The sequence below is a fragment of the Pedobacter ginsengisoli genome (genome assembly GCF_002736205.1).
In the GTDB taxonomy this organism is placed as follows: Bacteria; Bacteroidota; Bacteroidia; order Sphingobacteriales; family Sphingobacteriaceae; genus Pedobacter; species Pedobacter ginsengisoli_A.
Map to the genome: position 1 here is coordinate 2899315 of NZ_CP024091.1, position 17491 is coordinate 2916805.

9 protein-coding genes are annotated in these 17491 nt (G+C 37.3%); 1 reads left to right on the plus strand and 8 read right to left on the minus strand.

Going from position 1 to position 17491, the window contains the following annotated elements; translation table 11 throughout:
- Positions 1-34: 34 nt before the first annotated feature.
- The 7 genes from CPT03_RS11950 to CPT03_RS11980 form a co-directional block, all read right to left on the minus strand.
- Entirely contained in the window at positions 35-2323 is a 2289-nt protein-coding gene (locus tag CPT03_RS11950) for an alpha-N-acetylglucosaminidase (RefSeq protein ID WP_099441095.1), read from the minus strand.
- A 79-nt stretch (positions 2324-2402) separates the two neighbouring features.
- Complete coding sequence (locus CPT03_RS11955; RefSeq protein WP_099439064.1) at positions 2403-4118, minus strand: RagB/SusD family nutrient uptake outer membrane protein; 1716 nt, start codon at positions 4116-4118, stop codon at positions 2403-2405.
- 10 nt (positions 4119-4128) lie between these two features.
- Positions 4129-7572 (minus strand): SusC/RagA family TonB-linked outer membrane protein, encoded by a 3444-nt coding sequence (locus tag CPT03_RS11960; protein WP_157766419.1) that lies wholly within the window; start codon positions 7570-7572, stop codon positions 4129-4131.
- Positions 7573-7609: 37 nt separating this feature from the next.
- Complete coding sequence (locus CPT03_RS11965) at positions 7610-8755, minus strand: FecR family protein (RefSeq protein ID WP_099439066.1); 1146 nt, start codon at positions 8753-8755, stop codon at positions 7610-7612.
- A gap of 65 nt (positions 8756-8820) precedes the next feature.
- A complete protein-coding gene (locus CPT03_RS11970) occupies positions 8821-9390 on the minus strand; it encodes an RNA polymerase sigma factor (RefSeq protein WP_099439067.1) in 570 nt (189 codons plus the stop codon).
- Positions 9391-9685: 295 nt separating this feature from the next.
- Entirely contained in the window at positions 9686-11440 is a 1755-nt protein-coding gene (locus CPT03_RS11975; protein ID WP_099439068.1) for a RagB/SusD family nutrient uptake outer membrane protein, read from the minus strand.
- Between the two features lie 12 nt (positions 11441-11452).
- The gene (locus CPT03_RS11980) at positions 11453-14764 is read right to left on the minus strand and encodes a SusC/RagA family TonB-linked outer membrane protein (protein ID WP_099439069.1); all 3312 of its coding nucleotides are present in this window, start codon (positions 14762-14764) and stop codon (positions 11453-11455) included.
- Positions 14765-14992: 228 nt separating this feature from the next.
- Here CPT03_RS11980 and CPT03_RS11985 point away from each other — a divergent pair, with 228 nt between their 5' ends.
- Positions 14993-15604 (plus strand): hypothetical protein, encoded by a 612-nt coding sequence (locus CPT03_RS11985; RefSeq protein ID WP_099439070.1) that lies wholly within the window; start codon positions 14993-14995, stop codon positions 15602-15604.
- A 68-nt stretch (positions 15605-15672) separates the two neighbouring features.
- Here the strand turns inward: CPT03_RS11985 and CPT03_RS11990 are convergent, their stop codons facing one another.
- Positions 15673-17307 (minus strand): ABC-F family ATP-binding cassette domain-containing protein, encoded by a 1635-nt coding sequence (locus CPT03_RS11990; RefSeq protein ID WP_099439071.1) that lies wholly within the window; start codon positions 17305-17307, stop codon positions 15673-15675.
- Between the last annotated feature and the right edge of the window lie 184 nt (positions 17308-17491).

The following is a 17491-nucleotide window of genomic DNA, read 5'->3' on the forward strand; positions in this document are numbered from 1 at the left end:
TCAATTGTTCCCTTAATAACTCATCGCCTAAAATTTATTCATAAAAATCTTTCGCAACAGATTTCCATTTTTGATAGAGCGACTTAACAACAACTCCCTCATTTCCGGATGGTTTAACGGCAGATAACTTGCCAGGAGTATTAACCCAATCGGCCTCCCATTTAGAAATCATCTTATAAAAATCATTTACTTCATTTGCAGGCCTGTTAAACCGATGGTTAATATTGATCTCTTTATATCTGGATGCAGAGTCCTTTTTTATTTCTTTACTTAAAAAATCAATAAACATTTTCCATCGAGGTTGATAGAAACTGCTAACTAATCCATTCCATTGACGAGCAGAATAATCATATTGGATCGCATTAGCATCATAAGGCCCCCATATGGTAAGAATACCTCTCGCATTCTTCTCGTAAAGATTCTTTTCTTCATTATTGCTCCCAATGGACCTGGCATCAGAAATCCACTTACCTAATAAGAATTCCTTTCTGGTTCCTAACAACTTATCAAAATCATGCATTAAGCCCATAAATTGTGTACTATACTTATTAAAATCACTAGCATTACCTACCAGATAAGCCTCTGCCATCTTTTTTTGAAGCGGAATTGCAAGATCTGCTAAGCATTGGCGCATCAAATCTACCAGATCATATTTGTAAGTATCTCTTTGTTGAATTACGAGCGATGTTTTCAATAACATAGAAGCTGCCTGCCACAAACTGGCAAAATGATATTTCTTTTCACTGTTAAGTGCCCCATTTGGAGATGCTCCATTAATTTTTAATGCAGGTCTTGCACATATTGCCGATTCCATAAAGGTTTCCACTCCATGTTTACCATATATAGTATTTAACAAAGTATCCCATGCTACAATGGTAGCTTGATCTATTTTTCCGTATCTGGACTTTAAGTAATTATGTAACCAGATCTTTGTATCAGGCTTTTCCATATACCATGCCATTTCACTTGCAGCCTCATAGATTATAGGATTATGCTCTATGGCTTCGGGAAACATACCAATGCCCTTAAAAGATTTACTTTGTTCGGGTTTATTAAGTAATGCCGGGTAGCGGCCCAATACGGCATCCAGGTCACCTCCCATCGCTGTATTACCTCCAAAATTGTGAATAATTCCCGCTATCCAAGGCCTACCCCAAAATGCATCGCTCCCTTTCCATCGTTGTGTATTAAGATCTAACATTAAGATTTTATCTTCTGGTATAGCCTCTACTATTGGTTTGCGCATACTCCAGGTTTGCATTGCAATAACAGCTTTTGGATCTACAGATGTTGTTGCCTGATAAATAGCCTTGCCGACTGACGAAAGGTAATGATCACCTTTTACGGGTGGTTCTCCCTCATGAAAAGGATCAGCGGCGTAGAAATGATCTGTACCAAAAAGCCTGGTCTGTTCTTCCAAAAAAGTTTTTGACATCCTGGCAAATAAAGGATCCAGTGGATCCAGCTGCGCTGTTCCCTCTCCAACATAAAACCAGATCGGTTTTTTTAGAATTTTTGCTTCTGGCTGTTTCTCTATCAGTTTAATTGGCACATAACCTGTAAAACCTTGTAAAATTGGTTTCATGCCAAGTTCGCGCTCACGCTGCAAGATCTTGTTTCCCAGCACAATACTTCGTCCAATCCATTTCTGGGGTAATGGTCCATAAATCCCTTCTATATTTGTCATCCATTGCCAGGCTTGATAAGCAGGTCCTACTAAAAAAGATCGAATTTCATTATCATTCATACCATATTGCCGTAAAGTCTGTTGCCATACGGCTTCCTGTCCAACAATTGCTAGCGGCATATTCACGCCATGTAAAGCCATCCAATCTATTTCCTTTTCCCAGCGCTCCCAATCCCACCAGGTCATAGAATAATTAAATGTGCAATAATTAAGATAAGCCCTGTCACGATATGGAGATGAAATTCTTATTTTCTTCTTGATTGAAGGTAATCTTGCAGGTAAGTCCATATTGTCTCCACACCAACTTTGCTGCATGTGACAATAATATTTCATATACCAATTAAGTGCCGATCCAATTGATACCGGATTGTTTCCTCTTAATACTACCTTCCCATTCTTATTTTCCAGTTCAAAAACATCATTCCCGTTATCAGCATTAATAAAATCAAAATCAATTTGATTAAAGTGATTGGGAAGTACTCTTTTTAATAATTCTTTTGTGGCTTTTAACCTTTGGTCATCTACTTTCCCTATCTGTAAATTTGAACTTCTTTTCTGTAAAGCAGAAGCTGTTTGAATGAGGAGGGTGCAAAATAACAGAAGTATTGAAGCAGTACTGGCAACTTTTTTAATCATATACTTTTTCTTTATTAACAAGTACCCCATCGCATGAATATGACTCAAAAAAAATTGAATATTTTATTCTTAATTGCTACTATTCCAGTGTTGGGTTAAATGTACCTCCATCCCAACCACTATTCTGAATCAAATTTGGGTTTTTATCAATCTCACCTTTACTAATTGGGAAAAAGTAATAGGAATTTGGCGTTGACATCACATTAGTTCCATTCCCCAAAAGGGGCATAACACTGTAAGTAAAATCCTCTGGTTTAAGCAAATAAACAGCACCATCTGCGGGATTCCTGCCATCTTTCAATATTGCCAACAACCCATTTTTAACCAATCCGTTCGTCTCATTTAAACTCCTGGTCCTTCGCAAATCATTGAAACGCTTACCTTCAAAGATAAATTCAATTCTACGCTCCCGATATATTGCCTTTCTCATTTCATCCTTACCTAAACTTGCTCCAAGTCCATAAAGGTTATTTTCTCCTGGCTCAATACCTGCACGCTTACGAATGCGAATCAATACATCTAATGCTTCATCCACCTTACCAGTTTCATTTGCGGCTTCCGCAAAATTTAATAAAACTTCAGCATAACGAAGTTCTATCCAATCTGTTTCATTGTTTGTTACGTCTGACTGTGTTAAAGTAGGATCCATCCCCTTTAGCGGATAAAAACCAGTTCTAGGGTAATTCTGCCCGGGACCAAACACATCATCCTGATGTGCTATACCAGCAGCAGTGTATTGTTTACGACCAGTTTTATCGCTCAGTTCATAAGAAGCCCCATTATATACTACAGAAGCATAAAATCTCGGATCACGATTCGTCCAATAAGTTTGCAGGTTGTAAATGTATTTTGAAGAAAGCCCAGGCTGAAAGCCATCCTTCATTGGATAAGCCTGGATCATTTCCCATACTGGCTGATCTCCTCCTGTACTATTTTTTGATTCACTTAAAGGCCTACAATGATCTTCTTGTCGTCCATTAGTTTTATTTGGTTTCTTAAATATAATGCTAAATATTGCTTCCTTGTTTCCTTTATTATTTTTATCCCAAATTCCGGAATAGTCAGAATTTAAGTCGTACCCTAGTACAGCTAACTGATCCTTTGCCTCTTTATTTGCCTCATAGGCCTTTATCCAGTCGTCATTGCTATATGGATTAGCCGGGTGAAATTGTGGACTAGCTTTATAAAGGAGAACTCTGCCCAAATATGCTATTACAGTAGCTTTATCAACTTTGCCTCTATTATTCCCAGTGTACTTATTGGGCAACAAGGTAGCAGCCTTTTGAAGGTCCGACTCTATAAAATCAAAACACTCTTTGGTCGAATTTCTTTTAACCATAAGGTTATCATTAATCCCTTGCGGTCTATCAATAATAGGTACTCCCCCATGATAGATAACTGTATTAAAATACAAAAATGCTCTCATAAAATATGCCTGCCCTTTAATAGGATTTTTGGCTGATGCCGATAAGCTACCCTTATCTATTTCAGTAAGCAAAACGTTTATATTTCTTATTGTTACATATGGCCATCTTTTAAATAAAGTCCCATTGGAAGTCACAGCATCCACGCCAAGATTCCCAAATGATTCGTCAGCATTACCACCATTATCGACTGGCCATCCGCCAAACACATTAGGATATATATTTGTTAAATAAGCCTGCGAAAGTTGTGTATCATTCCATACTTTATCCGGATCAATTGCACCCGTATTTTCCACATCTAGAATTTTCTTACATCCTGAAAAGGAAATAAGAAAAGATAGGAAACACATTATATAGATTATTTTTTTCATGTTAAATGTGCTAAAAAACAATATTTAATCCTCCAGTAAATCCTTTCATAATAGGATATGAGTCAAGGGCTAATTGCTCTGGATCATACGTTTTAAAAGCACTTAATGTGAGTAGATTAGTGGCGGTAAAAAATGCTTGAGCTTGTTTGATTCCAATTTTATTTATCCATTTTTGAGGCAAGCTATAAGAAATATTAACATTTTTCAATCTCAGATAGGCACCATTACCAATCCAAAAAGATGAAGGAGCAAATCCTAACTCTTCATACCCCCAGTCAATAATTTTAGGGTATTTTCCATTGGGATTTTCCCTCGACCAGGCATCTGTCCATAATCCAAAATAAGGTCTATCAAACTGAAATACGCCACCGTCAGGTGTATTTGCAGTAGTAACAATCTTATCGTAAGCACTTACCCCCTGTAACAGTATATCTACTTTAATGGCTCTCCATTCCGCTGATAAATTTATGCCATAATTGACGCGGGGTATTTGGTTATTTGAAAGATATGTTCTGTCATTCGCATCAATTTTTCCATCAGGTCCTTCAGAATAATTTACTCCTCGAATATCTTTAAATAGTAAAGCCCCAATCATAGGGTCTCTTCCAAATTGTTTAAAGCCTTTAGCTTTTAGCTCATCTACAATACTTTGATCTCTGATGATCCCTTCAGAGATATACCCATTCAATCTATTGGTTGGTTGGCCAACCTGGCTGCGCCATGTTCCTTGTACTATTGCGGGCTCATCATAAACTACCCATTTATCTTTGGCATAACCTATATTTGCTCCTATTAAATATGAAATTCCTCCAGCCTTGGTGTGATATTGCAAACTAAAATCAAAACCATTAACATCTTTTTTAGCATAGTTTACCTGCGGTAAAACAGCCCCTAAGGTACCGGGCAATGTCTGCACTCTTGTTTGGAAAATATCTGATATCCTACGCTTAAAATAATCAAATACCCCATATAGTTGTCCATTAAACAAGGCAAATTCGAGACCTAGATCATATGAACTTGTTTTTTCCCAGGTTATATCAGGATTTGGAAATCTTCCTTGTGCTATCCCAAGCTCGTAATTGTCACCAAACATATATGACGACCCTGGATAATAATTGTTTTGCCATTGATAAGCGGCTATACTTCCATCAGTAGTACCGTCATTACCTGTTGTACCATAAGAAGCTCTTAATTTTAGTTCACTAATAAAATCCACATTAAAGAACATTTCTTTTGAAATGCGCCAGGCGGCAGATGCTGAGGGAAAAAATCCGAAACGATGGCCTGGTTCAAATAAATAAGATCCATCTTCTCTAAAGGAAAACTCAGTAATATATTTGGAATCATATTCATAGTGTATTCTACCAACCCACCCTAACCTTGAATTTGCGCCCTCACTACCACTAAAGTATCTGTCAGTAGCATCAGGTGAGGCCACAAGTATCTGATCTATATCGCTTGAAATCAGTCGACCTGCAGAGCCCGACAATATTTTTGAATTTCCTTCACTTTGCTCATATATTAAGTTCGCTGAAATAGCATTTTGACCAAAGGTCCTGCTATAATTCAAAAACCAGTTTAATTGGTATGAATTCGCAAAGTTTACATTTTCAACTATTGATTCTAACGCATTACTTAAATTATGAATGTTTGGATTCTCCATATCCAGGCCAACGGGCAAATAATTCCTTGCACTTACCCCATCAGTTTTAAACTTAATAGGATAGGATTTATTGAATTTGATAAAAGACTTATTATTTCGGGTTTTAACATTATAGTTACCCATAACTCTGGTACTTAAACCGGGAACGAAGGGTATTTTTAAATCGATATTCAAAATACCATTCAGGTTATTATATATTGTTTTACGATAGCCAGCATTATAAATTGTTTCTACCGGATTCCATCCTCCACTGCCTATTGCGGGGAATCCTTTCGGATCTAACCTATCAGTGGTAGTACCATCAAGCGTAGCATAAAAAGGAAAAAGCCTGGACCAATTGAAAGTAGTCCGATAAAAATCTTGGACCGTTTGACTTTCCTCTAGATCGTAAGGCCAGTAAAACCGATCAAGGGCTCGCCTGTAACCATTCAGATTCAACCCTATTTTTAAATTTCTGGAAATGACAGCATCTACCTTGCTTCTAAAATTGTATCTGTTATAATCGGTATTTTCAAAAGAACCATTTGCCTTGTTAAAACCAGCCAGCATAAAATATTGAATCTCCTCACTTCCCCCAGAGACAGTTAGATCGTGCTGCTGGGAGGTGGGATTTCGCCATATATAATCCATTAGTTCATATGATTTATCTTTATAATAATCAAAAGCTGCTTGACCATAAGGTAAAGTACCAATTGATTGTCCAGCAATTTCTTGCTGATGTATATACTGATTGTTTTTATAGATCAATTCATCTGTTGCGCTATATCCCGGAATAGGTTTGGTTGTACGATCTGTAGTAAAATAAGTCTTCACTGTAAATTCAGCTTTTTGATTAACTCCTCCTGACCTTGTTTTCACTAACAACACGCCATTTGCCGCTCTTGAGCCATAAATTGCGGCTGTCCCTGCATCTTTTAACAAGGCAATAGATTCCACCTCATTTGGATCTAAAACATCAAAATCAGTTCTGGAAGCAATAACATTGTCAATTACCACCAGAGGATAGGTTCCCCCGGTTCCTGAACCAACTCCACGAACCAATATATTCGAGTTTGCGCCTACAAACCCTGAATTGTTAACAATCTGTGCCCCAGGCAATCGGCCTGCAAGTAAATTAGATAGACTTGAAGTTGGAATGGTTTGAATATCTTTTGCATCTAAAGTTGAAACTGCACCGGTAATACTTGTTTTTTTTTGCGTCCCATAGCCTACTGCAACTTCAACAGCCTCAAGATCATTTGGTTTCAAGGACAAGCTAACTTGCATATCCTCGGCAACATTAACCTGTTTTGTATTGTAACCCACAAATGAGATGAAGAGCTCTTTTTCTTGATCAAGCACTTCGATAGAAAAATTTCCAGCTGAGTCAGAAATTGTTTTTTTTTGTGTTCCTTTTACCTGAATGGTTGCACCAGCTAATGGCCTCTCTTTTTCATCAAGAACAATTCCCCTTACATCAATGGAGGTTGACGTAGATTTAGGACCAAATGTCATTACGTCCTGTTCCCGAAGAACAATAGTTTTATCTTTAATGGTATAAGTTAATTGTTGATTTTTTAAGCTTATTTTAAGCACATTTTCAAGTGGGGTATCATGAAAATCTGCATCAAAAGGAGTTATATTCTTTAATTTTTTCTCTGACCAGATAGTTCCATACCCTGTTTGTTTGTAGATCTCATCGAAGAGTTCAGATAATGATGTGTTTTTTTTTACATACGTAATACGTTGAGAAAAGCCTGTCGCAGAAATGAGCAACATACCAATGATTAAAAGAATAACATTTAACCTCATTGTCAACAATATTTTAAGCATGTAGCTAATTAATTTTTCATTGTTTATTCTTAATAATGATGGTTCTTCCTTTAAGTTCAAACGATGCTTCTCCTGTAAGTTCAAGCATTTCCAAAACCTTAGAAACACTTACATACTTTGTCATTACTCCCCCAAATTCAATAGTTTTAAGTGAAGAAGACTGGAACTCTACATCAACATCATACCATCTTGAAACTTTCCTCATAATACTTTCAAGAGTTTCTGTCCTAAATCTGAAATAGCCGTTTTTCCAGGCTATTATATTTTCTACATCAACAGTCATAATTTTCATCACTCCATTTTCGTTGATGGCCTGTTGTTTTGGTTTTAATAAAGTACCATTTACATCAACACTTCCTTCAAGAAGAGTCGTTCTCGTTCCTAATTCATCCTTATAACTATTAACATCAAAATGAGTCCCATACACCGTAACCAACTGGTTATATGACACTACCCTAAAAGGTTTCGTTTTATCTTTAGCAACCTCAAAATAAACCTCCCCAGTTATAAACACTTTACGCTCCTTTGATTGGGCAAAATTAATGGGGAATTTAATTGAAGACGCTGAATTTAGCCAAACATGGGAGTTATCTGGCAAAATCACCTGGTATTGTTCACCTTTAGCCGTTGTTAATGTATGATATTCCAATTCCGTGGACTTCCCACCAGCAACCTGTTTATAAATCAGTTCTCCTTTTGAATCTTTCTGTACCTCGACTCCGGCCTCTTTCAACAACCCGCTATTGACCGCAGATGATAGCAGAATCTTTTTCCCATTTGCAAGGGTTAGTGTTGCCTGACTATGACCTGGTGGGATATCACTTTTACTAACTTTTGCAGTCTGTTGTAGAGATTTTTGATCACGTTTTAAATACAATACTCCTGCACCTATAGCGCAGATGAAGATAACAGCCGCAGCAATACCTCCCCAAAATTTAAATATGGCTGGGCGCTTAGGCCCTAACTCTTTCTTTATGTTATTAAAAATAGCTTGTCTGTGTACTTCTTCATTGCTTGCAAGCAAAGCAGAAACTTCTATTGGGTCATCTGTAGTTTGATTAAACCAATTCTCAAACTCATCTTTTTCTTTCTTGGTAAGATTACCCTGAAGATATTTATGGGCAAGCTCCTGAAGCTTGATCTTATCCGTTGTTTTTGTCATCTTTCTATGTAGATATATATTGATAAGTACCCTAACTTAACTAAATGATACAAAAAATAATCATTTTAGAGCAGGAAACTAAAAAGGAAAGTGTGCAGTCCTGCGCGAAGTATTTTCTTTGTTCTGACCAGATTCGAATTGACTGCCTTTTCTGACATCCCCATTTCATAGGCAATTTCCCTATGACTTAGCCCTTCTTCCTTATTCATACGATAAATAAGAGCGCTCTTTTCCGGAAGTTTGCCAACCATCTCTTCAAGTGCAGTACGAAGTTCATCAAAATCGAGGTATTGCTGAGTTGAATCATCCAGCAGATCATAAGCAGGTGCATTGCTTTCTTCAGCTAATCTTTTAATCCTTTCTCTGCTTAAAAATTTAAGTACTCTGTATTTTATGGAAACAATTAAGTAGTTTTTAAACTCTGACTTGATCTCCAGCTGATCTCTTCTTTTCCATAAAGAGACAAATACATCCTGTACAATATCTTCAGCAGCAATCATGTCACCAGTTTTTTGAGCTGCATAATACAATACCTGCTTCCAATACCGGTTGTAGATTTCTGCAAACGCATTTTCATTACCTTCACAAATTAATGTGATCAACTCTGAATCAGTAAAATCAGGATATACCTTCATAATAATTAACCCTTGATCAGACTACTTTATAATAAATCCCCTGTCCCAAAAAAGATTTTTATTAAATTAATAAATTATAGTTAATGTTCTATATAAAATTAAGCATTTGATTTTTGCTATTTCATAAATATAAGAGGGTTATTAACGAAAATATAAATTACAGGAACACTTTTATTAAGAATTTTCATCAAAATATTAAGTGAATTTGGCAAACGTTTACAATTATGTCTTTTAATAAAAAACGGGGTAATTCACATTACCCCGTTTACAACCAACATTAATAAAAAATTACACTCTATAATTCAGGATTAAATGTACCACCCCAGGCGACATTCTGCTTTAGGTTAGGATTTTGATTAATATAATCTAACGGAATTGGGAAGAAATAGTAAGTATCAGGCACTACCATAGCCTTGGCTCCTGAGGTTATCAGTTCTGTAACTGTATAACCAAAATTTTCCGGCAACAATGAGTAAGCCGCAGCACCATTTATGTCAGCTGGAGTTAGCTGATCTGCAGTACGACCATTAACTGTAGTAGCCATCATACCATACTTATGTATCCCATTTAATTTAGTGGCAAACAGACGATGGCGGCGTAAATCCCAATAGCGCTTTCCTTCAAAAGCAAATTCCAGGTACTTTTCATCTAAAATGGCTGTCCGCATCTCCGTACGGTTCATACCTGCCTTTAAGCCATACAAGTTATCTGCTCCCGGCAAAATACCAGCACGCTTTCTTATTGCGATCAATGCTGCCAAAGATTCATTACTGTTCCCTGTTTCATTTGCACTTTCGGCTAGGTTAAATAGCACTTCTGCATACCTCATTTCGTTCCAGTCATAATCACTGGTTGTAGGTGGCGCAGGTAAAGCTAAATTTAAACCTTTGCTTGTAAAAAAACCTGTACGGTAGCTGTTCTCTCCCTGAATTGCAAAACCGAATGCATCAAGCGATGAGGCTATATTCTTCATAGTGTATTGACGACGCCCTGCTTTGCCGCTTAAAGCAAAAGGAGCTCCATTATAGACAATGGTCTGAGCAAAACGCGGATCCCTGTTTAACCAGAAACTTTGCTCATTGTAAGTATAAGCAGATGTTGGATCGGTTATTTTTTTCCCATCCAACATGGGATAAGCCTGTACCAAAGCCCAAATAGGCTGATCACCACCTGTTGCATTTTTCGATTCAGAAAGGGGACGAACGGCATCATCTCCACGTAAATTTGTTTTACCTGGATTAAGGCCAATTATAGACAGCACACATTCTTTATTACCCTTTACAGTAAAAATATCACTATACTTATCTAATAGACCATAGCCGTTTGCGTCTAAAAAAGCTTTGGCTTCACTATTTGCCTGATAAGCTGTAGCCCAGTACTGATTGTCGTAAGGATTAGCAGAATTAAATTGTGGAGATGCTTTGTACAACAAGACCCTACCTCTAAATGCTTTAACCGTTGCCTGATCTATTCGGCCCCTGTCATTTCCACTATATTTTGGAGGTAAACCAGCCTCCGCATCATTCAAGTCACTTTCAATAAATGTAAAACACTCTGCTGTTGAATTTCTTGGCACTTTTAATTCATCATTTAACCCCTGTGCTTCTTTAATAATAGGAACGCCACCATAGTAAACTACAGTTTTAAAATATAAAAATGCCCTCAAAAATTTAGCTTGAGCAACTAAATTACTCTTGGTCGCATCAGGTAAGGTACCCGTAGGTATGGAATTTATAAAAATATTAAGTTTTCTAATGGCTTGATATGGCCAAAAAATTCTAGAGCTATTTGGGGTAATGGCATCTGCACCGGTAATACCCCCACTCTCGTCTGCCGAGTTCCCATCATTTACAGGCCAGGAGTTAGGCAATGAGCTACTATATAGATTGGCCAAATAGGCATTGGATTGTGATGGATCATTAAAGACACCCTCAGGTGGATACTGGCTTAAATTTTCAGCTTCATCCAATACCTTTGAACAACTATTAAAAACTATGGCTATCATAAATGCACATAGCAATGTATATAAATTGAATTTTAAAATTTTCATATTTTTTATAGATTAAAATGTAACATTTAAACCTGCTGTGTAAGTTTTCATTAAAGGATAGGAATCTAGGCGTTCCTGCTCAGGATCATATTCTTTAAAGGCTGTAGTTACAAATAGGTTAGTACCATTAGCAAAGACTCTGACTTTTTGTAAACCAAGGTGTTTAACCCACTTTCCAGGCAGCTCATAACCCAAGTCTATATTTTTTAGGCGTATGTAAGACCCATTGCGAATCCAGAAAGTTGAAGGTCCCCCACCGACATTTTGGTCACCAAATAAATCTGATGCCATTGGGTACTTAGCATTAGGTGTTTCAGGAGTCCAGTAATCTCTGGCCCATATTGCGAAATATGGTCTATCTCCTGTTTGGAAGACACCTCCTGATGCGGTATTACCGGTGTTCACAATCTTGTCATACGCAGCTACACCTTGAAAAAGGGTAGATAATGAAATCCCTCTCCAGACTAAACGAAAGCCAAAACCAAAATTAATACGAGGTGTTGCATTATCAGATAAGTAACTCAAATCATTATCATCAATTTTGCCATCTGGACCCTCAGAGAAATTTGCACCTCTGATATCTTTATATAAAACATACCCCAACCTCGGTTTAAGACCATATTGCGTGTAAGTCGAAGGCAGGGCATCTAATTGTTGCTGAGTGCGGATAATACCTAATGACTGTAGCCCGTATATTCTGTTGTTTGGGCGACCGATCACACTCCGCCAGTTGTTTAAATAGGTCCCATCCGTTAAAGCAGCGGCTTGATCTAGAATATCCCATTGATCTTTGGAATAACCCATGTTCGCAAAAACAGAATAGTTGATCTCTCCTTTCGTGTCGCTCCAGGCGGCCGAAAATTCAAAACCCTTCCAGGATCTTGCAGCATAATTTACAGCCGGTAAAGTAGCACCTAAAGTATTGGGTGTTGATGCTAATCTTGCTCCTAAAATATTAGTGGTTTTTTTATTAAAATATTCTGCAGAACCGGTTAACCTATTGTTTAAAAAACCAAAATCTAAACCAATGTTTAGCATTTTTGTAGTTGACCAGGTGATATCCGGATTTGGTAAAGTTCCTGGGGCAAGACCATCAGCCAGACTTGATCCAAAAACAGTACCAGTAGATTTTGTAAAATTCTGGCTCCATTGAAACGGAGCAATCGCATTAGATGAAGTACCAGATAAATCATTACCTGAAGTACCATAGGATCCACGTAATTTTAATTCAGATAACCATTTTACATCTTTCATGAAATTTTCTTCTCCTAAACGCCATGCTGCTGACACAGATGGAAAAAAGCCCCACCTTTTTCCCGGCGCAAACCTGAAATTCCCATCTTCACGGAACGAAAACTCAGCTATATATTTGTCTGCATAGCTGTAATTTAAACGACCAATAACTGAGGAACGTGTCTCTATACCTTCACCTCCTGAAAAAGTACTATTCACTGCATCATCTGAAGCATTAAAAAGCTGATCAATATTATTGACAAGCAACCTTTGTCTCATACCTGACAAACTGGTACTATTTGTTCTAGCTTGTTCGTAAACAGCCATAGCGTTTACAGCGTGCTTTCCAAAAGTTCTATCATAGTTTAAAAACCAGTTTAAGGTATAGGCGTCTCCCAATCCAAATCCATGTCGGATATTTGGATAATTATTGCTCATGGTGTGAATATTAATTTGTGTAGGATTAATTGGTCCTGGAACAAATTTATTATTGGGACTATTGGTATTTGATTGAAATTTATAAACTTCATTGAAAACAACAAATGATTTAATATTATTGTCATTTGCATTATACTGCGCCTGTAAGGCAGTTGATAAGCCGGGCACATAATCTGCTAAATCTAAGTCGAAGCGTAAAATCCCATCCAGATTACGTATCTTATTGTGAATATAAGCCGGACTATTGTTAACAGCCCAAACAGGGCTCCAGGAGCCTGCAATTACCGGAAAATCACTGATGTTCATAGATGGGTTTCCAGTGGCATCTACATAAAAGGGATACAAGCGGGTCCAGTTAAAAGTAGCACGGTAAAAATCTCCAACAGTTGTACTTGATGGGTCATCGTACGGCCAGTACCATCTGTTGTAATTACGTTGGTTACCACTCAGGTTTAAGTTAATTTTTATTCTTTTTGATACATTGGCCGTAATATCTGAACGAAAATTATAACGATTAAAGTCTAAATTATTATATGAACCATTTTCTGTATGATAAGATAAGTTCATATTATACTGTATGATTTCTGATCCACCACGTAAGCCTAAATTATGTTCCTGAACAGTTGGATTACGCCATATGTAATCGTTAATGCTATAGTTTTTATCTTTAAAATAATCAAAAATATCCTGCCCATAAGGCTCAGCAACACCTTTTCCCCTTGCCACATTATTATCATATCTTAACTCTTCTGTTGCGGTAAAATCCTGTTGCTTCTGAGTGGTATTGGAAAATGAAAAGGAGTTCGAATAATCAAAAGTTGGTTTTTGAACAAGTCCTTTTTTTGTAGTAATTAAAACTACACCATCACCTGCTTTTGAACCATAGATTGAGGCAGTTGCCGCATCTTTTAAAATGCTGATATTTTCTACCTCATTCGCATTTAACGCATCAAAATCAGCTTTCGATTTTATGATTCCGTTAATCACATACAGTGGTTCAACAAAACTACCGCGTATGCGAATGGTTGAGGCAGCGCCAGCTAAGCCTGATGAACCCACAATTGTGGCTCCAGGTAGCCTTCCTGCTAATGCATTTGATAAGTTACTAACCGGAATGCTGGCAATATCACCTGTCTTTATAGTACTAATAGCTCCTGTTACACTTACCTTTTTTTGTGTACCATATCCCACTACAACTATTTCATCTAATTTTTTATTATCCTCCTCCAGCGTAATCGATAATACTGTTTTCTCATCTGCAACAGTGAGCTTTTTTGGCAGAAAGCCAATAGCGGTGAAAGATATAACATCTCCCGTATTAGCTGCGATCTGGAAATTACCCTTTCCATCCGTTTGTGCAGAAGCACCGGTGCGCTCAACCTTAACGCTAATACCTGGTAGGCCTTCTCCCTTTTCGTCTACCACTTTCCCTGTAATGGTGGCAAAAAAAGCCGTATTTTGTTTTAGCCGTTTGTCTAACAGTTCGTTTAGAATAACTGCTCTTTTGGCAACATATTCTCTGCTGCTGTTGGGTGTTAAGTTGGCATTAATCGGACGATTTGATTCATATGCTTCCGATGATGTTACACTTCCACCCAATAATACAAGCAGAAAAGCAGATGCCCTACAAAAAAGTAATTTTTTAAGTTTCATACATTTGGTTTGTTTGTTGGTTAGTGATTATTGTTTGCTTGCTGCCCGATGTTCTTTCCCAATATTGGCCAATACTATTGGGTTAGTTCACATTCCTGCTGGCAGGCATTTATTATCAAGTACCTCGAGTAAACCAAATGATTCAAAAAAAATAAAAAAACTTTTTAGTGTTGGATGGCACATCCTGATTGGAGGAAATAATTAATTTTGTTTATACTAAAGAATCCAATGAAAACACCTGTCTTATTTCTTGCTTTAATTGGCAGTTTGATATTATTCAGCTGCTCTTCTTCAGAAAACAAGGCTAACAATTCTATCAAAGACAGCGTCAATGTGTCTACAGAACAAGCAACCGAAAAAGCACAAACAGATTCTGAAGCCATTCCTAAAAACCCAAATCATGAAAACACGGTCAATCTTGTTAAACAAGTATTAAATGTTATGTTTAAGGATGATGTCTCTAAAAATCTGATTGAAGAAAAAAGCAGAAAATTTAAATTCTTTGAATATGATCTAAACGATGATCAAAAAAAGGAAATTCTTGTTGGTTTATCTGGATCCTATTTTTGCGGATCAGGTGGATGTACAATTTTATTATTGGACTCGCAGGGAAAACTAATCAATAAATTTACTGTTACGGAAGCTCCGGTTCTAATCACCCCTACTACCACTAGCGGATGGAAAGATTTAATATTGCATAGTAACGGTAATGATCATCTGGTTAAATATAATGGTAAAACCTACCCTTCTAATCCAAGCGTTCAACCGGTTTACCCTTCAACACCCAAACCCAATGCGATAAAAGGTCTGGATATTGAAGAACAAAGTTATTCCTGGTAGTTCTCTGTTAGTCCAATGATGACCATCTAGGCCTCTACCGCATTATAAGTATCTATTTTTTTGGCGCATTAACTTTGTTCGATTTCCTTTAAGCTATCCATTTTCTTGTAAGCTAAGAATCCTTTAATGTCCTCAAAATGCTCCCGTACGCGTTTATTACCAAACTCAAATACTTTTTTTGCCAAACCATCCAGGAAATCCCGATCGTGTGATACCAAAATCAGTGTTCCATCAAAATCCTTTAAGGCATCCTTGATAATATCTTTGGTTTTCATATCCAAATGGTTTGTCGGCTCATCCAGTATCAAAACATTTACAGGTTCCAGTAGTAACTTGATCATAGCCAGGCGTGTTTTTTCTCCTCCTGAAAGCACCTTAACTTTTTTTGTAGTATCATCTCCACTGAACATAAAAGCACCTAAAAGATCTTTAATTTTTATTGTGCCATCACTTATTGGAATCTGATCAATCGTTTCAAATACTGTTAAATTCTCATCCAACAAGGCAGCCTGGTTTTGAGCAAAGTATCCAATTTTAGCATTGTGGCCAACTTTTAAATTCCCCTCAAAATCGATCTCGCTCATGATGGCTTTAATCATTGTTGACTTACCTTCACCATTTTTACCCACAAAAGCCACTTTTTCACCCCTTTCAATAACCATAGATGCATTTTTGAACACCACATGATCACCATACGTTTTGGTAAGTTCTTCAACTACTACAGGATATTGACCTGAACGTGGTGATGGTGGAAATTTCAATCGCAATGCTGAAGTATCGACTTCATCGATCTCGATAACATCAAGCTTTTCCAGCATCTTAACACGCGATTGAACCTGCAAGGTTTTTGAATACGTCCCCCTAAATCGGTCTATAAATTCCTGGTTGTCAGCAATAAAACGTTGTTGTTCCTCGTAAGCTTTCAACTGATGCACACGACGTTCAGCACGCAACTGAAGATAATGGGTATATTTGGCCTTGTAATCATATATTCTACCCATTGTAACCTCAATGGTACGATTAGCAATGTTATCTACAAAAGTACGATCATGCGAGATCACCATAACTGCCTTTGCCGAATTGATCAAAAAATCTTCCAACCATTGTATACTCTCAATATCCATGTGGTTGGTCGGCTCATCAAGTAATATGAGATCAGGTTTTTTCAACAGAATTTTAGCCAATTCAATACGCATGCGCCATCCACCAGAAAACTCAGAAGTTTGGCGGGTAAAATCCTTACGTTCGAAACCTAAGCCTTTTAACACCTTTTCTACCTCGGCATCATAATTGACCTCCTCGATTGAATAAAATTTCTCACTCAATTCCGACACGCGCTCGATCAGCTTCATGTAGTCATCGCTTTCGTAATCCGTCCGAATAGTCAACTGCTCATTAAGCGCATCAAGCTCTTTTTGCATCTGATTAACCTCCTCAAAAGCTTTCATCGTTTCTTCAAAGACTGTAACCTTATCCTGGGTAAGCAGATGCTGAGGCAAATATGCTATTACCGCATCCTTCGGACCGGTCACATTGCCACTGGTAGGTTTGGCCACATCAGCAATGATCTTTAAAATAGTCGACTTGCCTGCACCATTCTTACCCATCAGGGCAATCTTATCGTTCTCGTTTATTGAAAAGGTTACGTCACTAAACAGGGTGGTTCCTCCAAATGAAACGGAGATGTTATTTATATTAATCACAGTATGGAATATTGAATCATCACAAAAGATAAAAATAAAGCCTTAACAATAAAATCGTTAAGGCTTTTATGCACTCAAAGATACGGTTAAATCTAAAAACTTCGTGCAGCACCTGAAATATTTGTCATACATTCCAATCAATTTGGAACCGATGCAAGAATCATTTTGAAATATTATAAGAAAT

Bases quoted from the DNA above. Each gene is read 5' to 3' on its own strand.
- CPT03_RS11980 (WP_099439069.1), bottom strand. From the start codon at position 14,764: ATGAAACTTAAAAAATTACTTTTTTGTAGGGCATCTGCTTTTCTGCTT.
- CPT03_RS11970 (WP_099439067.1), bottom strand. From the start codon at position 9,390: ATGAAGGTATATCCTGATTTTACTGATTCAGAGTTGATCACATTAATT.
- CPT03_RS11955 (WP_099439064.1), bottom strand. From the start codon at position 4,118: ATGAAAAAAATAATCTATATAATGTGTTTCCTATCTTTTCTTATTTCC.
- CPT03_RS11965 (WP_099439066.1), bottom strand. From the start codon at position 8,755: ATGACAAAAACAACGGATAAGATCAAGCTTCAGGAGCTTGCCCATAAA.
- CPT03_RS11950 (WP_099441095.1), bottom strand. From the start codon at position 2,323: ATGATTAAAAAAGTTGCCAGTACTGCTTCAATACTTCTGTTATTTTGC.
- CPT03_RS11960 (WP_157766419.1), bottom strand. From the start codon at position 7,572: ATGAGGTTAAATGTTATTCTTTTAATCATTGGTATGTTGCTCATTTCT.
- CPT03_RS11985 (WP_099439070.1), top strand. From the start codon at position 14,993: ATGAAAACACCTGTCTTATTTCTTGCTTTAATTGGCAGTTTGATATTA.
- CPT03_RS11975 (WP_099439068.1), bottom strand. From the start codon at position 11,440: ATGAAAATTTTAAAATTCAATTTATATACATTGCTATGTGCATTTATG.